Source organism: Uniformispora flossi (genome assembly GCF_049534875.1).
Lineage (GTDB): Bacteria > Actinomycetota > Actinomycetes > Streptomycetales > Streptomycetaceae > Yinghuangia > Yinghuangia aomiensis.
In genome coordinates this window covers 1-18,409 of sequence record NZ_JBMULZ010000033.1, presented here as the reverse complement: position 1 = coordinate 18,409, position 18,409 = coordinate 1, and the positions used below count along the sequence as shown (strand labels likewise).

The 18,409-nt window shown below is 73.8% G+C and carries 17 protein-coding genes; 12 read left to right on the top strand and 5 right to left on the bottom strand.

The window, feature by feature from the left end:
- Positions 1 to 109 precede the first annotated feature (109 nt).
- The 4 genes from ACPA54_RS37705 to ACPA54_RS37690 all read left to right on the top strand — a co-directional run bounded on the left by ACPA54_RS37705 (position 110) and on the right by ACPA54_RS37690 (position 5,492).
- Positions 110 to 1,039, top strand: coding sequence for a M56 family metallopeptidase (locus ACPA54_RS37705; RefSeq protein ID WP_423536882.1), 930 nt, complete (start codon positions 110 to 112; stop codon positions 1,037 to 1,039).
- Positions 1,040 to 1,579: 540 nt separating this feature from the next.
- Positions 1,580 to 2,557, top strand: a complete 978-nt coding sequence (locus ACPA54_RS37700; RefSeq protein WP_423536880.1) for a hypothetical protein — start codon at positions 1,580 to 1,582, stop codon at positions 2,555 to 2,557.
- Positions 2,558 to 2,696: 139 nt separating this feature from the next.
- The gene (locus ACPA54_RS37695) at positions 2,697 to 3,866 is read left to right on the top strand and encodes an acyl-CoA dehydrogenase family protein (RefSeq protein ID WP_423536878.1); all 1,170 of its coding nucleotides are present in this window, start codon (positions 2,697 to 2,699) and stop codon (positions 3,864 to 3,866) included.
- A gap of 87 nt (positions 3,867 to 3,953) precedes the next feature.
- The gene (locus ACPA54_RS37690; RefSeq protein ID WP_423536877.1) at positions 3,954 to 5,492 is read left to right on the top strand and encodes an AMP-binding protein; all 1,539 of its coding nucleotides are present in this window, start codon (positions 3,954 to 3,956) and stop codon (positions 5,490 to 5,492) included.
- Positions 5,493 to 5,530: 38 nt separating this feature from the next.
- Here the strand turns inward: ACPA54_RS37690 and ACPA54_RS37685 are convergent, their stop codons facing one another.
- On the bottom strand, positions 5,531 to 6,415 hold the full coding sequence (locus tag ACPA54_RS37685; protein ID WP_423536875.1) for a LysR family transcriptional regulator: 885 nt from the start codon (positions 6,413 to 6,415) through the stop codon (positions 5,531 to 5,533).
- 148 nt (positions 6,416 to 6,563) lie between these two features.
- On the opposite strand from ACPA54_RS37685, the gene ACPA54_RS37680 reads away from it, so the two are divergent.
- The 3 genes from ACPA54_RS37680 to ACPA54_RS37670 all read left to right on the top strand — a co-directional run bounded on the left by ACPA54_RS37680 (position 6,564) and on the right by ACPA54_RS37670 (position 9,378).
- Complete coding sequence (locus tag ACPA54_RS37680; RefSeq protein ID WP_423536873.1) at positions 6,564 to 7,400, top strand: SDR family NAD(P)-dependent oxidoreductase; 837 nt, start codon at positions 6,564 to 6,566, stop codon at positions 7,398 to 7,400.
- Positions 7,401 to 7,420: 20 nt separating this feature from the next.
- Entirely contained in the window at positions 7,421 to 7,747 is a 327-nt protein-coding gene (locus tag ACPA54_RS37675) for a hypothetical protein (RefSeq protein WP_423536871.1), read from the top strand.
- Between the two features lie 134 nt (positions 7,748 to 7,881).
- Positions 7,882 to 9,378, top strand: a complete 1,497-nt coding sequence (locus tag ACPA54_RS37670; RefSeq protein WP_423536870.1) for a hypothetical protein — start codon at positions 7,882 to 7,884, stop codon at positions 9,376 to 9,378.
- A gap of 27 nt (positions 9,379 to 9,405) precedes the next feature.
- On the opposite strand, the gene ACPA54_RS37665 is transcribed toward ACPA54_RS37670, so the two are convergent.
- On the bottom strand, positions 9,406 to 10,344 hold the full coding sequence (locus ACPA54_RS37665; RefSeq protein ID WP_423536934.1) for an NADP-dependent oxidoreductase: 939 nt from the start codon (positions 10,342 to 10,344) through the stop codon (positions 9,406 to 9,408).
- Positions 10,345 to 10,457: 113 nt separating this feature from the next.
- Here ACPA54_RS37665 and ACPA54_RS37660 point away from each other — a divergent pair, with 113 nt between their 5' ends.
- Complete coding sequence (locus ACPA54_RS37660; protein WP_423536868.1) at positions 10,458 to 11,474, top strand: GlxA family transcriptional regulator; 1,017 nt, start codon at positions 10,458 to 10,460, stop codon at positions 11,472 to 11,474.
- A 59-nt stretch (positions 11,475 to 11,533) separates the two neighbouring features.
- Here ACPA54_RS37660 and ACPA54_RS37655 read toward each other — a convergent pair whose 3' ends face one another.
- A complete protein-coding gene (locus ACPA54_RS37655; protein WP_423536867.1) occupies positions 11,534 to 12,325 on the bottom strand; it encodes an enoyl-CoA hydratase/isomerase family protein in 792 nt (263 codons plus the stop codon).
- 239 nt (positions 12,326 to 12,564) lie between these two features.
- On the opposite strand from ACPA54_RS37655, the gene ACPA54_RS37650 reads away from it, so the two are divergent.
- Together ACPA54_RS37650 and ACPA54_RS37645 are read left to right on the top strand one after the other, a co-directional pair.
- On the top strand, positions 12,565 to 13,095 hold the full coding sequence (locus ACPA54_RS37650) for an inorganic diphosphatase (RefSeq protein WP_423536865.1): 531 nt from the start codon (positions 12,565 to 12,567) through the stop codon (positions 13,093 to 13,095).
- Between the two features lie 57 nt (positions 13,096 to 13,152).
- Positions 13,153 to 13,680, top strand: coding sequence for a VOC family protein (locus ACPA54_RS37645; RefSeq protein WP_423536864.1), 528 nt, complete (start codon positions 13,153 to 13,155; stop codon positions 13,678 to 13,680).
- Positions 13,681 to 13,707: 27 nt separating this feature from the next.
- On the opposite strand, the gene ACPA54_RS37640 is transcribed toward ACPA54_RS37645, so the two are convergent.
- On the bottom strand, positions 13,708 to 14,484 hold the full coding sequence (locus tag ACPA54_RS37640) for a VOC family protein (protein ID WP_423536862.1): 777 nt from the start codon (positions 14,482 to 14,484) through the stop codon (positions 13,708 to 13,710).
- Positions 14,485 to 14,804: 320 nt separating this feature from the next.
- Here ACPA54_RS37640 and ACPA54_RS37635 point away from each other — a divergent pair, with 320 nt between their 5' ends.
- Both ACPA54_RS37635 and ACPA54_RS37630 read left to right on the top strand, forming a co-directional pair.
- Complete coding sequence (locus ACPA54_RS37635; RefSeq protein WP_423536861.1) at positions 14,805 to 15,194, top strand: hypothetical protein; 390 nt, start codon at positions 14,805 to 14,807, stop codon at positions 15,192 to 15,194.
- Positions 15,195 to 15,284: 90 nt separating this feature from the next.
- Positions 15,285 to 17,432: a hypothetical protein gene (locus ACPA54_RS37630; RefSeq protein ID WP_423536859.1), complete on the top strand. Its 2,148-nt coding sequence runs from the start codon at positions 15,285 to 15,287 to the stop codon at positions 17,430 to 17,432.
- 141 nt (positions 17,433 to 17,573) lie between these two features.
- Here ACPA54_RS37630 and ACPA54_RS37625 read toward each other — a convergent pair whose 3' ends face one another.
- Complete coding sequence (locus ACPA54_RS37625) at positions 17,574 to 18,302, bottom strand: NlpC/P60 family protein (RefSeq protein WP_423536857.1); 729 nt, start codon at positions 18,300 to 18,302, stop codon at positions 17,574 to 17,576.
- Positions 18,303 to 18,409 lie beyond the last annotated feature (107 nt).

The following is an 18,409-nucleotide window of genomic DNA, read 5'->3' as shown; positions in this document are numbered from 1 at the left end:
TAGAAAGGGCGCCTGGGGAACGGCCCCACGGCGGCGTCCGCACCGGATGCCCGCAGTACCGCGCCCGAACCGGACCGGATCGGCCCCACGGCGGAAGGCGGCTGGCGACGTGATGCACGGTTACGTGCTGGCGCTTTTCGCGGCGGCAATCCTCCTCACCGCGCCGTTCGTCCTGGACCGCGCCGAAGCGGCCGGATTCAGCCCCCGCCTCGTCCAGCAGGGCTGGCGCGCCGCCGTGGTCGGCGCCGTCGCGTCCCTCGCGCTCGCCGTCCCCGTGTTCACGCCCGACCTGTGGACCGCGCCCGCCCGCGCGATCGGCGTCACACCGGACATCGGCCTCGTCAAGGTGCCGCTGTCCGTGCAACTCGCGGTCGCCGGCGGCGTCCTCGCCGGACTCGCGGCCGGCTGGCGGCGCGGCGGCGCGGTGGTCCGCGACTACCGCCGCGCCCTGCGCGTACAGCTCGACCGGCTGGACAGCACCAGCCCGGTCCTCGACGAGGTGGAGCGCGGCCACCCGCGGCTGGTGATCGTCGAGGACGCCCAGCCGCGCCTGGTCCTGCTCCCGTCGCGCCCGCCGCGCGTCGAGGTCACCACCCGCGCGCTCGACCTGCTCAAGCCCGAGGAACTCAACGCGGTCCTCACCCACATGTCCGGCCACCTGCGCCGCCGGGACGCGCTGTGGATGACGGCGTCCGAGACGCTGGCCGAGGCCTTCCCGCGCATCCCGTTCTTCGCCCGCTGGGCCGACCACAGCGCCGCGTTGGCCGAGAAGGGCGCCGACGCCGATGTGCACGGCCCGATCGCCCGCGCCAACCTGCGCCGCGCACTCGCCAAGCTGTCGGGCCCCGGCCAGGCCAACGGGCCGTTCTGCCCGTGCTTCGCCTGGCCGCTGCAACGCCAGGCCGACCTCGAACTCGCCCCGCCCCAGCCGCGCCTCCCCAGGCCCCCGGTCGCCGTCGCCGGCCTCCGCGCGCTGACGGCCGCGGCAGTGGTGGTGCCGACGCTGGTCGTGGTGTCGCCGCACTTCTTGTACATGTAGGCCGGGCGCGGGAGCCGGGAACCGAAGCCGACACGGAGGCCGCGGTTCGTTCGCGCCGGGCGCGGCAGGGGGCCGCCGCGGCCCGGCGGCCGCACGCCGCGGACGCGAGCGCCGAGGCGGCGACAGGCCGGGAATCCGTTGCCCCTTGCCGCGCAATGGCAGGACGCTCGTCAGCGCCGACGAACGCCGCACCCGGCCCTGTTGTCCGCCGGGACGACGCGGACGCGCACGGGGTCCGGGGCGGGCCCACCGGCTCGCCGAGTCCGGCGCAGGCCCGCCCGGAGTACCCGGAAGCCTGCGGGGAGGACGGCGGCGTATCGCTGTCGCGGGGCGGACCCGAGCTGTGGCCCGCCGAACGCGCACAGGGGGACGGCGGATCCGGCCCCGGTGACGCCGCAGCCGAACGTTCCGGCCGGCGGCTGTCCCCGCCGGCCGGCGGACGACGCGGCCACGTCGGTCGCGTTCGGCTGTCTCGGTGGTGCATTACCGCTCCTTCCGGTAGGTCTTGGGGTCGGGGCGGATGCGCGGAGGTGGTTGGGCATGGTGCGGGAACATCCGTGGCGGGCGCGGGTGCGGCATTGGCGGACGCCGCGGGACATCGCGCCGGAGGCGCTGACCCTGGCGGATCTCGCCGACAAGGTGCTCGGGGCGCGGCGGCCGCTCATCGTGGCCGGGTCCGGGGTGGTGGCGGCGAGGGCGGATCCCGGGCTGCGGGCGTTGGCCGCGGAGGCGCGGATCGGCGTCTACAACACGTGGCGCGCCAAGGGCGTGCTGCCGTGGGACAGCGACTACCACCTGGGCACGATCGGCTTGCAGGCCCGCGACCTGGAACTGTGCGAGCTGGAGTCCTACGACCTGATCGTCACCACCGGCCTCGCCGACGGCGAGCAGCCCGTGCTCCCCGACGGGTTGCCGCTGGCCGACTGCCCGGTCGCCGATCTGGAGATCCTCGCGGTGCGCTGCGCCGAACGCGAGGGCCCGGAGACCACCGAGGCCCCGCTGCGCGACCGCCTCGCGGCCGTCGTGCAGAAAGCGTGGGGCGGTGCTAAGCCGCCGTTGGCGCCCACGCTCATCACCCGCCAGTACGCCCTCCTGCTCGGCGAACGCGGCATGGTCGCCGCCGACGCCGGCACCGCGGGCTTCTTCCTCGCCCGTACCTTCCCCACGCTGCGCCCGCACAGCGTCGAGCTGCCGTCCGAGCCGCAGCCCGGGTTCGCCGCGCGGGCGGTGTTCGCGCGGCGCGCCGCGGAGCCCGGACTACCCGCGGTCGCGCTCGTCGACGGCGGCGCCCCGGACGACGCGACCCGCGAGGCGGTCGCCGAAGCCGCCTCCCGCGGCATTTCGGTGCCGGTGGTGTGCTGGACACCGGACGGACCCCAGGTCGGCATCGAAGACCACCTCGAGGACGTCCGCCGCGCGGTCGCCGCCGGCGAGTCCCACGTCGTCGTGGTCGGCTACGACCCCACCCAACTCGCCGACCTGGAACACGTGGCCGGGAACATCACCGCTTGGCGCTAGACACCCCTAGGCCGTGCCTGGAATATCCACCGGACACGGCCTAGCCACCGCCGCACTCTTTCCTTATAAAGTTTGAGAGATTGCGGGAGTGTGTGAGTGCGGGAACGGCGAGAAGCCGTCGGCGACCGGGAGGCAGTGCGTGGACGACTCCGACGTGGCAGAAATCGTGGCCTCGGTACGCCGCTTCGTCCGCGACAAGGTCGTGCCCCTCGAAGCGCACATCGACGAGACCGACGAAGTCCCCGCCGAGCTGCGCGATGCCGCCGCCGCGATGGGCTTGTACGGCTTCGCCATCCCCGAGGAGTACGGCGGCCTCGGCCTGACGATGCGCCAGGAAGTGGCGCTCGTGCAGGAGTTGGGCTGGACGACGCCCGCGTTCCGGTCGCTGTTCGGCACGAACAACGGCATCGCCGGGCACGTCCTCATGGAAGGCGCGACCGGCGAGCAGAAGAAGCGCTATCTGCCGCGCCTGGCGAGCGGCGAATGGACCGCGTCGTTCGCGCTCACCGAGGCCGAGGCCGGATCCGACCCCGGCGACCTGCGCACCACCGCCCGCCGTGCGGACGGCGACGGCGGCGGCTGGGTGATCGACGGCACCAAGCGCTTCATCACCAACGCGCCGATCGCCGACGTGTTCATGGTCTTCGCCCGCGACGCCGACCATCCCGGGCGCGGCGCCGACGGCATCTCCGCCTTCCTGGTCGAAGCGGGCACCCCCGGCGTCACGGTCGGGCCGCGCGACCACAAGATGGGCCAGGCCGGCGCGTGGACGGCCGAGGTCGTGTTCGACGGCGTCCGGGTCGCGGACAGCGCGCTGATCGGCGGGGACGCGGGGCTCGGCCAGGGCTACCGCACCGCCATGCGCTGCCTCGCGCACGGCCGCCTGCACATCGCCGCGCTGTGCGTGGGCATGGCGCAGCGGCTGCTGGAGGAGACCGTCGCATATGCGAAGTCGCGGACCCAGTCCGGGCGTCCCATCGCCGAGTTCCAGCTCGTGCAGGGCCTGATCGCGGACTCGCAGACCGACGTGTACGCGGGCCGCGCCACGATCGAAACCGCCGCCGGACAGTACGACCGGCGCGAGGACGTCCGCATGGCCCCGTCCGCCGCCAAGTACTTCTGCAGCGAGATGGTCGGCCGGGTCGCCGACCGCGCGGTGCAGGTGCACGGCGGCGTCGGCTACGTGCGCGGCGTCGCGGTCGAGCGCTTCTACCGCGACGCCCGGCTGTTCCGCATCTACGAGGGCACCAGCCAGATCCAGCAGGTCGTCGTCGCCAAGCAGGCCCTCGCCCGCGACGGCAAGCCGTAGCCGACCATCCCCGCCCCACCGTGGCGGGTTGCCGCCGGACGCGGTAGAAACGGGCATCCGCCGTCGTCCCGTCGAGAGCGAGGCAGTATGCACACCGGGTTCTGGGCCGAGATCGCCGCGCGTGCCGAAGCGACCCCGGACGCCGAGATGATGGTCGACGAACGCGGCCGCCGTCTGACGTACGGCCAGTACCGCGACGCCGCCGAGTCGTTCGCGGCCTACCTGGCCGACCGCGGCGTCGCCGCGGGCACGGTGGTGACCTGGCAGCTCCCGACCTGGGTCGAGTCGGTCGTCGTGGTCGGCGCGCTGGCCCGGCTGGGCGCGGTGCAGAACCCGGTGATGCCGATCTACCGGGAGCGCGAACTCTCCTTCGTCACCGGCCAGGCGGGCAGCCGCCTGCTGATCGTGCCGCCGGTGTGGCGCGGCTTCGACTACCCGGCGATGGCCGCCGCGGTGGCCGCGAAGGCACCCGGCGGCCTCGACGTGCTCGTCGTGGACGGCGAGCTGCCGGCGGGCGACCCGGCGAAGCTGCCGCCGCCCCCGCCGGTGCCCGCGAAGCCCGAAGACGCACCCGTGCGCTGGTACTTCTACACCTCCGGCACCACCGCCGACCCGAAGGGCGCCCGGCACACCGACGCGACCGTGATGGCCGCCGGGGTCGGGATGTCCGAGCGCATCGAGTGCGTGCCCGGCGACCGGGTCGGCCTGGTGTTCCCCTTCGCGCACATCGGCGGCTGCACGACGTGGCTGACCTCGTCCGTCGTGTTCGGCGTCACGATGATCCTCACCGAAGCCTTCGACCCGGTCGAGACCGTCGAACTGCTGCGTCGCGAAGGCGTCACCCTGGCGGGTGCGGGCACCGTCTTCCACCAGACCTACCTGGCCGCGCAGCGCCGGGACCCGAGCCGCAAGCTCTTCCCCGACGTGCGCTGCTTCCCGGGCGGTGCCGCGCCGAAGCCGCCGGGCCTGCACCTCCAGGTGAAGAACGAGATCGGCGGTGCGGGCATCGTCGCCGGATGGGGGCTGACCGAGGCCCCGATCCTCAGCATGGCGGGCGTCCACGACCCGGACGAGGCGCTGGGCGCCGCCGAAGGCCGCCCCAACACCGGGGTGCGCGTGCGCGTCGTCGGCCCGGACGGCACGGACGCCGCCCCCGGCGGCGAAGGCGAACTGCGCGCCAAGGGCCCGCAGCTCATGCTCGGCTACCTCGACGCCGCCCTGGACGCGGACGCGTTCGACGAGGACGGCTGGTTCCGCACCGGCGACCTTGGCCGCATCGACGACGCGGGCAACATCTACATCACCGGCCGCCTCAAGGACGTGATCATCCGCAAGGGCGAGACGATCAGCGCCAAGGAGATCGAAGACCTGCTCAGCGCCCACCCGGCCGTCGCCGAGGTCGCGGTGGTCGGCCTGCCCGACGAGGCCACCGGCGAACGCGCCTGCGCGATCGTCGTGCCCGCCGACCCGGCCGCGCCGCCCGCCCTCGACACGCTCGGGCAGTTCCTGCGCGAGCAGGGCCTCATGGTGCAGAAGCTGCCCGAACGCCTGGAGATCGTCGAGGTGCTGCCGCGGAACCCGGCCGGGAAGGTGCTGAAGAAGGACCTCAAGGAACGCTACGCGTAGGCCGGGGCGGGGCCGGGCGGACCGGCCCCGCCGCCGGGTCAGCCGGCGGCCGCGTCCGCCGCCGCCCGCGTGAACGCCTGCACCAGCGGACTGTCGCCCGCCGTCCGCCACACCAGCGCCCAGCGGATCAGCGGCGCGTCGGTCAGCGGCACATACGCGATGTCCGGCCGGGAGAAGTACCGCGGCGCGTGCTCCGGCACCGGCGACATACCCAGCCCCGCGCCCACGTGCGCGAGCGTCTCGGTGGCCGTCGTCACCGCGGGGCCGCGCCGGATCGGCCGCCCGCCGGGAGTGACCCGCGGGTTGATCGCCTCCTCCCAGTAGGCGGGCGCGTTCCCGAGCATGCGGAAGACCGGTCCGTCCGCGATGTCCTCCAACGACACCGACTCCCGCTGCGCCAGCGGGTGCTTCGCCGACACCGCGAGCACCATCGGCTCGACCATCACCACCGGGCCCACGGTGAGATCCGGCTCCTCGACGGGCAGCCACACCACCTGCACGTCCACGGTGCCGGCCCGCAGCGGCCCGAACGGGTCGCCGAACACGGCCTCGCGGATGCTCAGCTCGCATTCCGGGTGGCGCTCGCGGAACAGGTCGGTGACCGCGTGGATTTCGTGCAGCATGGCGTCCATCACGCCGAGCCGCAGAACGCCCGTCAGCCCGCGCGCGGCGGCCGCGGCCCGCTCCAGGCCCTCGTGGATGCGCCGGTAGCCGGCGTCGAGGTCCTCGCGTAGCTGCGCGCCTATCGGGGTCAGCGTGACGCTTCTGCTGGTTCTCTCGAACAGCGGCGCCCCGATGCGGCGTTCCTGGAGCTTGATGGCCTGGCTCACGCGGGCCCGGGAAACGAGCAGCTTGTCCGCGGTACGCCCGAAGTGGAGTTCGTCGGCCAGCGTCAGGAAGATCTCGATGTCGCGCAGTTCCACGCCTGTGCGCCCTTCGGTTCGTGCCGCGGCCGGCCGCGGCTTTCGGTAACCCGTGGATTAACAAGCATTGCCGGGTTGACCGTTGTTCCCGCGGCCGGACGGGACGATCGTGGAGCCACCCCACCCGCGCGAACGAATCGAGACCGCCATGCCGACGACCGCACCGACCGCCGTGGTGACCGGGGGGACCGGAGGACTCGCCCGCGCGGTCGCCCGTGCGCTGGGCACAAGGCCGGGTGCGGTGGTGTACCTGACGGACGCCGACCCGGTCCGCGGCGCCGAAGCCGCCCGCGACCTGCGCGCCGCGGGCTGCCCGGTCCGCTGGGAGCCGCTGGACGTCCGGGACCCGGCGCAGGCGCGGCACTTGGCCGCGGAACTGGCCGCGCGCCACGGCGGCATCGACATCCTGGTGGCCGTCCCCGGGGCGCAGATCGGCTTCGACGCCCCGATCGCCGCGCAGGTCCGGAACTACGTCGAGGCGAACAACCACGGCCTCGCCCGCGTGCTCGCCGCGTTCCTGCCGGTGCTGCGGGACGGCGGGCGGGCGGTGGCGGTCACCGGGGCGTTCGGCTCCCTGGAGCATCTGCCGCTGCGGCTGCGCGACCGGTTCGCGGGCGCGGGGTCGGCCGAAGTGGACGCGGTGATGGACGCGTACGTGGCGGCGGTCGAAGCCGGGACGGCGGTTGCGGAGGGCTGGCCCGCGTGGATCGAAGTGGCCTCGCACGTCGGGCAGGTGGCGGCGGTGCGCGCGGCGGCGTGGGAGCAGGTCGTGGGCGGCGAACGGCGTGACGTGCTCGTCAACGCCGTCGACCCGGAGGTGCCCGACGTCGCGGGTCTCTCGTCCTCGGCGGCCGACACGGTATGGGGGCACGCTGCGGAAAGGATTCTGCGGGCGGCGCTGCCGCCCGCTGGGGCGGGGGAGCCGCACGGGGAACTGATCCGGGGCGGGGCGGTGGTGCCGTTCGCGGGGGAGCGGGTGGCATAAGGCCGGAGCCGGGCCGGGGTGTGGTCCGGCGGCGGTCGCTCGCCGCACTCGCGGCCGGGGCGCCCGACACCGAGTTCTACGCCGTCAACGCCGACTTCGAACCGGACGGTCCGCTCCTCGCCAAGCTGCGCGCCGCGGATCTGCTGATGGACGCGGTCTTTCCGGAGGCCAACGACCTCGTGGTCCCGACCGAAGGCGTGGTCGACATGACGCCCGGCAGCGCCGCCGGATTCCCCATCCCGGCCGACCGCTTCGTGCACTTCCCGGCACCGCGGGCGGTCTGGCACTGCACGTTGTTCGGGGAACCGGAGACGCGGGCGAAGCTGGTGGAGTGGCTGCGGCCATGAAACGGGGTCGGACGGGCCGGGCAGGGCACCAACAGCCTTATCCCCGTTAAGGATTCGTCAGGAAAGCGGATCCCCGCGTCAGGATCCCGCAGCGCCTCTGCCTCCCCCGCAGGCGGGTTCCTACCGTCCCTCTCATGCGGGGATCAACGGGGAACTCCGGGAGCAGTGGTTATACGGCTCCCACATTTGTCCTGAGCATCGGCACGGTCGGCGCACCCCCGCGTCCGCCCGGCCGAGCCCCGGACCGGCCCGCCGACTTCCCGGAGCGCCTGTGGCAGCCCCGCGGCGCAACGGCCTCCCACGGCAAGGCGCCGCGACCGCGCCACCCGGGCCTCCGGCTCACCGCCACGCCCACCCTGCTGCGGCTCTACGGTGTCGCCGTCGCGGTGCTCGCCGCCGGGTTCGCGGCGTTGCTGACGCGTGCCGTGGTCGCGGCGGACGACGGGCTGCGGGTCGTCGGACAGGGCGCCGGGCCGCAGGTGGTGGCCGCGAACAACCTGTACCTGGGCCTTGCCTCGATGGACGCCGAACTCGCCAACATCGTCCTGGTCGGCGACGAAATCGGCCTCGGCTACACGCGCGCGGACGCCCAGGCGGCGTACCGGAACGACCGGACCGTCGTCGCCGAGGCACTGCGGGCCTCGGCCGCGAACGCGTCCGGTGCCGCCGCCCGCGACACGGTCGGCAGGCTCGTCGACGACCTCGGCGCCTACGACAACCTCGCCGGCCAGATCACCTACGCCGACGCCCAAGACGACGCCCGGCGCCTGCAAGACCCCTCGCCGGCCTTGCCGAATCTGCGCCGGGCGACCGACATGATGCACAACGAACTCCTGCCTTGCGCGGACGCGTTGCTCGACGCCGATGCCGCCTCGGTGACCCACGGCTACCAGGACGGGCGCGACGAGGCCGCGTGGTACGCGGCGTTGGCCCTCGCCGTCGGAATCCTGCTGGTCCTGCTGCTGATCGGCGGCCAGATCTTCCTGTTCCGGCGCACACACCGTGTGTTCAACCCGATCCTGGCGGCCGTGACGGTGGCCGCGATGTGCGTGGTCGCGATCGGCGCGGGCGCGGCGTTCGACGCCCGCGACGAACTGGACGTCGCCAAACACGACGCGTTCGACTCGGTCCTCGCGCTGACCCGCACCAAGGCGCTGGTCGCGGACGCGAACGGCGACGAGAGCCGCTGGCTGGTCGACCCCGCCAACGCCCGGCAGTACGCGGACCGGTACGCCGACACCACCCGCCTGCTGACCATGCAGTTCTCGCGCGAGCTGGACAACATCACCTTCGACGGCGAACGCGACGCGGCACAGACCGCGTACGAGGCGAACGCCACTTACCAGGCCTTCGACACCAAGATGCGCGGCATGGCGTCCGCCGACTTCCGCGGCGCCGTCGACTTCAACACCAGCCACCGCGCGGGCAATTCGAACTGGGCCTACGAGCGGCTGCAGAGCGACCTCGACGCCGTCGTCGCCATCAACCGCACCCACATGACCGCCGCCTCGGACACCGGCGAACGCGACCTGGGCGCCTGGAGTTGGCTCGCCTCGGCAGCCGCGGTGGCGCTGGCCCTGGCGACGTGGCGGGGGATCCGGCCCCGGCTTCGCGAATACCGGAACCCGTGATCCCCCGCGGCATGCGCCGGATATGCCCTAGCCGACGGTCAGGACGACCTTTCCGGTCACCCGGCCCGTGTCGCCGAGCGCGTGCCCCTTGGCCGCCTCGGCGAGCGGGAACACGGCCTCCACCAGCGGACGCAGGGTGCCGGCGTCGACCATCTCGCCGAGCGTGCGCATGCCTTCCTGGTCGGCCTCGACGAGGATCGGCCGCACCCGGACGCCCGGCGCCGCCCGGGCGACATGCTCGGCCAGGTCGTCCGGCAGCTGGCGCAAGGCGATCGACACGAGCTGCCCGCCGGGCTTGAGCACGCGCAGGGACCGGGCGGCGGTGTCGCCGCCGAGTGCGTCGAGCACGACGTCGACGGGTTCGATCGCGGTGAAGTCGTCGGTGCGGTAGTCGATCATCTCGTCCGCGCCGAGCGCGCGGACCACGTCGTGCTTCGGCGCACTCGCGGTGCCGATGACGTACGCGCCGCGTGCCTTCGCGATCTGCACCGCGAAGTGCCCGACCCCGCCCGCGGCGGCGTGCACCAGCACCCGGTCGCCCGGGCCGATGCCGGCGGTGTCGACGAGCGCCTGCCACGCGGTCAGCGCGGCCAGCGGCACGGCCGCCGCGTGCGTGTGGTCGAGGCTCTTCGGCTTTGCGGCCAGGGCACGTGCGGGGGCGACGACGTACTCGGCGAACGCGCCGACGCCGAACGGGTACGGCAGCATGCCGAACACCTCGTCGCCCGGCTCGTGCAGCGTCACCCCGACGCCGACCTCCTCGACGACCCCCGACACGTCCCAGCCGAGCACCAGCGGGAGCCGCCCGAGGAAGCCTGGGAACTGCCGGTGCTTCCAGTCCGTCGGGTTCATGCCCGCGGCGCGCACCCGCACGAGGACCTCGGACGGGCCGGGCACCGGACGGGGCAGGTCGGTCTCGCGGAGGACCTCCGGACCGCCGTACGCGTCCTGGCTGATCGCCTTCATGGTGGCCTCCGGCTGGTTCTCGGTCGTGGTCGTGTCGTTCACGGGCCCAGCATGTCCGGGAAGCGACCAGGGGAAACAGTGGCCCGAAGGTCACCATGTGCAAGGATCGGGCCATGGCTCTCGTCACTGCTCCGCACGTTCCGGAACCGGCGGCCGCGGATGCCGCACCGGTTCCGCACCGGGTCGCCGTCCTCGCCGTCGACGGCGTGATCCCGTTCGAGCTGAGCCTCGCGTCGCGGCTCTTCGGCGCCGCCACGGACGCCGCGGACCGGCCGCTCTACGACGTCGTGACGTGTTCGCTCGACGGGGGGCCGGTGCGCACCGCGGCCGACTTCGCGATCACCGTCCCGCACGACGCGCGCGTGCTCGCGACCGCGGGCACCGTGGTCATCCCGGCATCCGAGGAGTTCGCGGAGATCGTCGACGGCGCCGCCCTGTCCGCGCCCCTGGCCCGCGCGCTGGAGCACATCCCGGCCGGGACGCGCATCGTGTCCATCTGCATCGCCACCTACGTGCTGGCCGCCGCCGGACTGCTCGACGGCCGCCCCGCCACCACGCACTGGCGGCACGCGGAACGCCTCGGGCAGCTGTTCCCGCAGGTCACCGTGACCCCGGACGTGCTGTACGTGGACGCGGGCGAGGTGCTGACGTCGGCGGGCGCGGCGTCCGGGATCGACCTGATCATGCACCTGATCCGGGTCGACCACGGCAGCGCCGTCGCCAACCTCGTGGCACGCCGCTGCGTCGTGCCGCCGCAGCGCGAGGGCGGGCAGGCACAGTACGTCGACCGCCCTGTCCCGCCCGCCACCGACGCGGGCACTGCCGCGACCCGGGCGTGGGCGCTGGACCGGCTCCACGAACCCCTCCGGCTCGAAGACCTCGCCCGGCACGCGGGCATGAGCCGCCGCACGTTCACCCGCCGGTTCCGAGCCGAGGTCGGGCAGAGCCCCGGCCAGTGGATCGCCCGTCAACGAGTCGATCTGGCACGGGAGCTGCTGGAGAGCAGCGACCTGTCCGTGGCCCGGATCGCGGAACGTGCGGGATTCGGCACGGACGTGTCACTGCGGCAGCATCTGCACGCCGCGGTCGGCGTCTCGCCGGGGGCGTACCGGCGGACCTTCCGCGCCTGAGCGGGCACCCGGCCCCGACCGGGCCCGCCGCCCTCGGGGGCCCGCCGCCTCGGCCGGCCTCAGCCCCCCTCCGCCGCCCGCGCGTCGACCGCCGCGAAATCCGGGTCGCGGCGCTCCGCGAACGCCGCCAGGGCCTCGCGGTTGGCGGGGCCGCCGAGCAGCAGCCGGAACGCCTCGTCCTCGCGCGTCCGCGCCTGGGCGAGGCGGTCGCCGAGGCCGGCCAGGAGGACCTTCTTCGACTCGACGAGCGAGGCGATCGACTTCGACGCGAGCACCTTCGCGTGCCGGAGCGTCTCGTCGAGCAGCGCGTCCGGCGCCACCGCCTTGAACGCCAGACCCATGTCGACGCACTCGGCGGCACCGATCCACTCCGAGCTGAGCAGCACCCACGCGGCCTGCTGACGGCCCAGCAGCGCCGGGAACGTCACGCTGCTCGCCGCCTCGGGGGCCACGCCCAGCGAGGTGAACGGGCACTTGATCCGCGCCTCGGTGGACATGAACACCAGGTCGGCGAACCCGAGCATCGTCGCGCCGATGCCCAGCCCGAGCCCGTTGACCGCGAGGAACAGCGGCTTCGGGAACGCCGCCAGCTGGTCGACCATGCCGGGGAAACCGTGCTTTCCGGCGGTGAACCCGCCGGAATTGCGCTGCGCCATCTCGATCAGGTCGGTCCCCGCGGAGAACGCGCGCCCCGCGCCGGTGATCACCACGACCGCGACGGCCGGGTCCGCGGCGGCGTCGGTCAGCGCTTCGCAGGTGGCGTCGTAGAGCGCCTCGTTGAACGCGTTGAGGGCGTCGGGTCGGTCCAGGGTCAGGACGCGGACGCGGTCGGTGTCCTCGATGCGGATCATGCGCGGCCCTCTTCACGTGTCGGGGGATCGTGCCGTTCGGCTGTCGGTGGACAGGAAACCTTTCTTTCTTGACCGAGTCAAGTGATCCGTGGAGGGGGCTGTGCGGGGCCGTTTCCGGCTCCATTCGGGTGGTTCACACGTGCGTAACGAGGTGGTCACTGGGGAAGGTCCCGGACTGCGCCGATTCGCACCTCTGTAATGCCGTCTGTAGCGCACGGTCGTATGAGGGAGGAGCTGTCGTGGAGTTCGACGTCGTCGTGGAGATTCCGGCAGGCAGTCGGAACAAGTACGAGATGGACCCGCACACCGGCCGCATCAGGCTCGACCGCATGCTGTTCACCTCCACCGCCTATCCGACCGACTACGGCTTCATCGCCGATTCGCTCGGCGGCGACGGCGACCCGCTCGACGCCCTCGTGATGCTGGACGAACCGACGTTCCCGGGCTGCCGAGTGCGGTGCAGGGCACTCGGCATGTACGTCATGCGGGACGAGAAGGGGCCGGACGAGAAGATCCTGTGCGTGCCCGCGGGCGACCCCAGGCATGGGGGGAAGCGCGGCATCGCGGACGTGCCCGCGTACCAACTCAACGAAATCGCGCACTTCTTCGAGGTCTACAAGGACCTGGAGCCCGGCAAGTCCGTCGACGGCTCGCACTGGGCCGCGCGGGACGACGCCGAGAAGGAGGTCACCGCGGCCCTGGAGCGCGCCGAGCACGCGGAGTGGCTGCTGCCCTACGAGGGGCGCGGCCGGACCGTGCGCGGCGCGTAGGGTCGGAGGAGAGGAACCGGGAAAGCATCCGGTTCGCCGGAGTCCGAGGAGCACGTCATGCCGGTCACTCGTCTCAATCATGCGGTGCTGTACGTCCGCGACGTGGACCGCAGTGTCGCGTTCTACTCCGAGCTGCTCGGATTCCGCACCGTGATGGCGTTCCCGGGCGCGGCGTTCCTCCAGGCGCCCGGGAGCACCAACGACCACGATCTGGGGCTGTTCCAGATCGGCGACCAGGCCCGGCCGTCCGGCGCGGGCCAGGGCACCGTCGGGATGTACCACCTGGCGTGGGAGGTCGACACGCTGGACGAGCTGGAGCGGCTCGCCCGCGTCCTCGCGGACGCGGGCGCGCTGGTGGGCGCGAGCAACCACGGCACCACCAAGTCGCTGTACGCGCAGGACCCGGACGGCCTGGAGATGGAGATCTGCTGGCTGCTGCCGCTCGACCTGATCACCGAGGACGTGCTGACCGCGGCCCGCGTGGCGCCGGTGCGGCCGCTGGACCTGCCCGCCGAGAAGGAGCGCTACGGCGGGCAGACCCGGGGCGGCATCGGGGTGTCGGTGCCGGCCGCGGCCGGGGAGTGAGGCCGCGCCCGACGCGCCGGATACCGCTCAGGAACCCTGGCGCGGGTCGGGCTTGAGGACGGCGAACACCGCGCCCGCGGGGTCCGCGAACCAGGCGATGCGGCCCACGTCCGGCACGTCGGCGGCGGGCATCAGCACCGTGCCGCCGGAGGTCTGGACGCGGGCCGCGGTGGCGTCCGGGTCCGCGACATGGAAGTAGGGCACCCAGCGGGGGCCCTGCTGGTCGTCCGGCGCGATGCCGCCGAACGACGCGTCCTCGATGTCGCCCTGCGAGGTCGACACGACCGTGTACGTCATGCCCGGGGCGTCCATCTTCTGCGAGCGCCAGCCGAAGAGGTCGCGGTAGAACCCGAACGCGGCGTCGGGGTCCGGCGTGTGCAGCTCCACCCAGAGCAGCTCCCCGACCTGGCTCGCGCTGTCGAACCCGGCGTGGCTGCCCGCCTGCCAGAGGGCGAACCCGGCGCCTTGCGGGTCGGTGACCTGGGACATGCGGCCGGCGTCCATCACGTCGAACGGCTCGGCGCGCACCGAACCGCCGTGCGACTGCACGTCCTTGGTGACGGCGTCGACGTCGGGTGCGGCGAAGTAGGCGGTCCATGCGGACATCGCGCCCTCGTCCAGGCCGCCGATCGCGCCGATGGACCGGTCGTGGTTCTTGAGGAAGCCGTAGCCGCCGGCCTCGGGGCCGAAGTCCTCGAACGTCCAGCCGAAGACCTCCCCGTAGAACGAGGCGGCGGCGCGGATGTTCGGACTCCCGAGGTCGATCCAGCAGGGCGAGCCTTTGACGAATGCGGTGCCGAGCATGGCGGTACTCCTTCGCAGCGGCGGGCCGATCCGGGCCTGCGGAGTGCGGGCACGGAGTGAGGCCCTGAACGCGCACAGTTTCGCACCACGAACCGACAAGGCGGATGATCGCGGGCGAAGTGTCGCTTATTGCCCACGAACTTTCGTTCGAATGCGGGGGTGTTGGAGGATCATATCGAACTGGTGTCCGAAGATGACGACCTGCGTAAGCTGGACCCGTCAAGCGTCCGCGGTGCGGGGCTGCGTGCGAGATGCCACGCCCCGCGCCGGCATCGGGGGAGGCCGCAGTGCGTGCTTGGGGAAGCCGCGCCATCCGCACGTTGACCGTCGTCGCGCTCGGCGCAGAGGCGGCGCTGTTCGCCGCCTACGCCTACTTCGTGGCGCCGCTGCTGCGGGACGGCATCTTCCAGGAAGGGGCCGGCGGGAGCGATTTCTGGTACGCGGTGCGGCTCGCCGCCGCGGCCGTCGCAATCGGCGTCTGCCTCTGGGCCTGTGCGGCGCTGCTGCGCCGGCGGCGTGCCGGCGCGCGGCCGTCCGCGGGTGTGCGGGCGGCGGCCGCGATGAACGTGCTGCTGGCGTCGCTGGCGCTGCTGTTGCAGGTCTCGGTGGGGTCGGCGTTCCTGTTCCCGGTGTTTGCCGCGGCCGGTGCGGTGGTGGCGGGGCTCTGCGTGCTGTCGTTGCGGTGGCGGCAAATGGTTGGTGTCGGCTGACGTCGCGGGCGGTGTCGGTGGGGCAGTGACCGGGGTGGGTTTCACTCGTTTGCCGGGCATACGCCGTCCGCCGTGGGGGTCGACCTGCCTATGCCCATCCGCAAACCGCCGCCCGTCCTGGCCCTCCGGCCGACCGCCGATCTGCGGGACGCCGAAGCCGTCCTGATAGCCCGGTATCCGCAACTGGTGCGCCTGGCCTACGTCATCCTGCCGCCCGCGCTCGGCCGGCACGGGCGGGTGGTCGCCGCGCACCGGCTTGTCCAGCGGGCCTTGCCGGGCGGTGGGTTGGCGGCGTGGTGGGCTCGCGTGCGGGACGGGCGGGGAGTGCCGGGAAGTCTGCCGGAGCGGGGGCCGGGGCAGCCTGATCGGCGCGACGGGGCGGGGGACGTCCGGCGGGTGAGCACCGCGCGGGGGGAAGCAGGCGGCGCGGCGGCCACCGCGGACCCCGCCGACGGGTTCGCGTTCGGATGGGTCCGTGCACGGGTGGTGGCCGCGGCGCTGGCCGAGTCGCGGCGGTCGGAGTGGTGGCCGCGGCCGTTCCCCGGCCGGGGGCCGCGCCGCCCCGGGCTGCCCGGGGTGTGGGGGCTGCGGCTCACTCCGGGACTGGCGGACGAAGACGAACTGCCGTTGCTCAACGCCCTGTCCGACGCGGACCCCGCGACTCGCGCGGCGTTCGCGCTGTGCTGCCTCGACGGGCTGGACGCCGACGGCGCCGCGGACGTGCTCGACGACGCGGGCGCGGACGACACCGCGGCGGCACTGGCCGCGGCGGAGCGGATCGCGGCGGATTTCGACGTCGGCACCGAAGTGCTGCTCGCCTCACCGGAGTTCGACCCCTGCCAAGTGCGCGCCTATCCGACCGACTTGCTGCGGCGCAGGCGCCGGGTGCGGGTGACCGCCCTCGCCGCCGCGGCCGCGTGCATCGCGGCACTGACGGTGGGTCTGGCCGACGGGGGAGGCGGCAGCGGCGGCGAGGACCCCGTTGCGCCCGCGGCGGTCCGGGGATCGGTGGTCGATTACCTGGTCCCCGAGCGGCTGATCCGGGCCGCGCCCGAGGCCTGGGCCGACACCTCCCGGGTCGACTTCACGGCATGGTCCGCCCGCGGCACCCGGATCGCCGATCGGCCGCTGCTCGCCCGCGCCCTCGACGCCTGGCGCGCGGCGGCGGCCCCGGGGACCCGGAACGGACCGCGCCCCGCGCTGACGCCCGGCACCACCGCGGCGCTGCCTCCCGCCGACCCGCGGCTGCTGTACGCGGGAGACGTGGACAGCGGTGCCGGCATCGAGGCCGTCGTGATGCTGTTCGACGGCCAACGCGTCGTGCGCTACGCCGAAACGGCGGACCGTGTCGCATCCCTGCAGTTCGCCCTCGTGGACGACGCCGACGTCACCACCGCCGCGGCTCTCGTGCTCACCCGGTCGGCCGACCGGGTCCGCTACCTGCTCGCGCCCTGGGTCGCTTCCGCGGGACTCCGCGACCTGCTGCGCCCGGACGGCGAACCGCGGCCGCTGCGGGTCGCCGCGGACGGCGCGACCGAACCCGTCCCCGTGCCGACCACGGGCGCGCCAGGCCTGCCCGACGCGCAGACCGCGTGCCGGTCCTGGCCGGTGCTGCAGCTCCGCTCGTCGGACCGCATCGCCGAACGGCACGCGTTCCTGGTCGGCGACCTGGGCGATCCGAGCCCGGTGCACCTGACGTACAACCCGCTGCCGGGCCCCGACAATCCGGCCCGCGCGCCCCGCGAGGCGCTGAGCCCGGCCGCGCTGACGAGCTGGGCGGCGAACGCGTGCGGGCTGGGGGAGATGCGCGGACGGGGGATCCGCGCGGTCGACCTCTGGGACTTCGCCGAGCAGACCCTCCCCGAGGCGGCGGGCCGCGCGACGTGGGAGTGCGTCCGCGCCGACACGTGGCGGGGCCCCGGCTCCGCCGCCGTGGTCTTCCGCGGCCCGGGCGAGGCCGAGCCGGAACCGCTGAGCCGCGCCGACGACACGGCCCTGTGCAGCCGCTTCGGCCAGCGCATCGTGGCCGGGCGGCGGTGGCAGGCCCCGTCCGGCCGGCGCTATTTCCTGGCCGCGGCAAGCCGCGGGATCACGCACATCGACGCGACGGGCGCACTCAAGGCCGCCGCGGACGGCACGGTGCTCGCCACGCCCCTGCCCGCAGGCGGCGCACCCGGGGTGGTGGAGCTGACCGCCAAGGCGCCGGAGGGCGAGGCGGTCCGCGGGAAGGCCGGGTAGCGGCACCGCCTCGCCCGCGTGCGGTTCCCCGCTCCGCCACCGCGAGAACCGCCGAAGCCCCGCGCGGGACGACGGCTCGCCCGCTGAGTAAGTGCGAGCCGTCGGACCCCGCGCGGGGCGGTCGGTGGGAGAACCCTCAGATCATGCGGGGCGGGTCGCCCCGGCGATCGGCATGGAGTCGACCGAGGCGATCTTGACCACGGTGCGCGAGTTCGGCGCGTGGATGATCTGGCCGTTGCCGATGTAGATGCCGACGTGGCTGATGCCCGAGTAGTAGAACACCAGGTCGCCCGGCTGCAGGTCCGACGTCGAGACCTTGCGGCCCGCCGCGAACTGGTCGTTGGTGATGCGCGGCAGCGAGACGCCCGCGGCCTTGTACGCGGCCTGGACGAGACCCGAGCAGTCGTACGCGTCCGGGCCCTCGGCGCCGTACACGTACGGCTTGCCGAGCTGCGCCTTGGCGAACGCGATGGCGGTCGCGGCCTTGCTCGACGTCGACGAAGACGACGAGGACGAGGACGAGGACGAGGACGAGGACGAGGACGAGGTGTCCTCGGTCAGCGTCGACGCCTTCGCGGAGCTGCTCTGCGGCTTGGCCGACAGCGTCTTGGTCTGCGCGGTCGCATCCGACTTCGCGGTGCTCTTCTGGGTGGTGGTCTTCGGTGTGGCCGGAGCCGCGTCCTCGGTGAGCGGGGCGGCCGGGGCCTTGGTCGGCGCGGCGGCGGAGCCGGCGAGCTTGAGGACCTGGCCGATGTCGATCCAGTCCGCGCCCTTGGCGAGCTGGTCGCGGTTCAGCTCGTAGAGGGCCGGCCAGCCACCGTCGATGCGGTGCGCGAAGGCGATCTGGGACAGCGTGTCGCCGCCGACCACGGTGTACGTGGCGGTGGTGTCGGCCGTCGGGGCGGCGGCCCCGGGCGGGGGGGGGCCCCCCCCCCCCGCCCGGCGGGCCCGGCCGCGGGGGCGGGGGGGGGGCGGCC

Excerpts from the sequence above, each read along its gene's own strand:
- ACPA54_RS37665 (WP_423536934.1), bottom strand. The coding sequence starts at position 10,344 with ATGAAGGCGATCAGCCAGGACGCGTACGGCGGTCCGGAGGTCCTCCGC.
- ACPA54_RS37655 (WP_423536867.1), bottom strand. The coding sequence starts at position 12,325 with ATGATCCGCATCGAGGACACCGACCGCGTCCGCGTCCTGACCCTGGAC.
- ACPA54_RS37700 (WP_423536880.1), top strand. The coding sequence starts at position 1,580 with ATGGTGCGGGAACATCCGTGGCGGGCGCGGGTGCGGCATTGGCGGACG.
- ACPA54_RS37670 (WP_423536870.1), top strand. The coding sequence starts at position 7,882 with ATGCGGGGATCAACGGGGAACTCCGGGAGCAGTGGTTATACGGCTCCC.
- ACPA54_RS37660 (WP_423536868.1), top strand. The coding sequence starts at position 10,458 with ATGGCTCTCGTCACTGCTCCGCACGTTCCGGAACCGGCGGCCGCGGAT.
- ACPA54_RS37690 (WP_423536877.1), top strand. The coding sequence starts at position 3,954 with ATGCACACCGGGTTCTGGGCCGAGATCGCCGCGCGTGCCGAAGCGACC.
- ACPA54_RS37680 (WP_423536873.1), top strand. The coding sequence starts at position 6,564 with ATGCCGACGACCGCACCGACCGCCGTGGTGACCGGGGGGACCGGAGGA.
- ACPA54_RS37640 (WP_423536862.1), bottom strand. The coding sequence starts at position 14,484 with ATGCTCGGCACCGCATTCGTCAAAGGCTCGCCCTGCTGGATCGACCTC.
- ACPA54_RS37630 (WP_423536859.1), top strand. The coding sequence starts at position 15,285 with ATGCCCATCCGCAAACCGCCGCCCGTCCTGGCCCTCCGGCCGACCGCC.
- ACPA54_RS37645 (WP_423536864.1), top strand. The coding sequence starts at position 13,153 with ATGCCGGTCACTCGTCTCAATCATGCGGTGCTGTACGTCCGCGACGTG.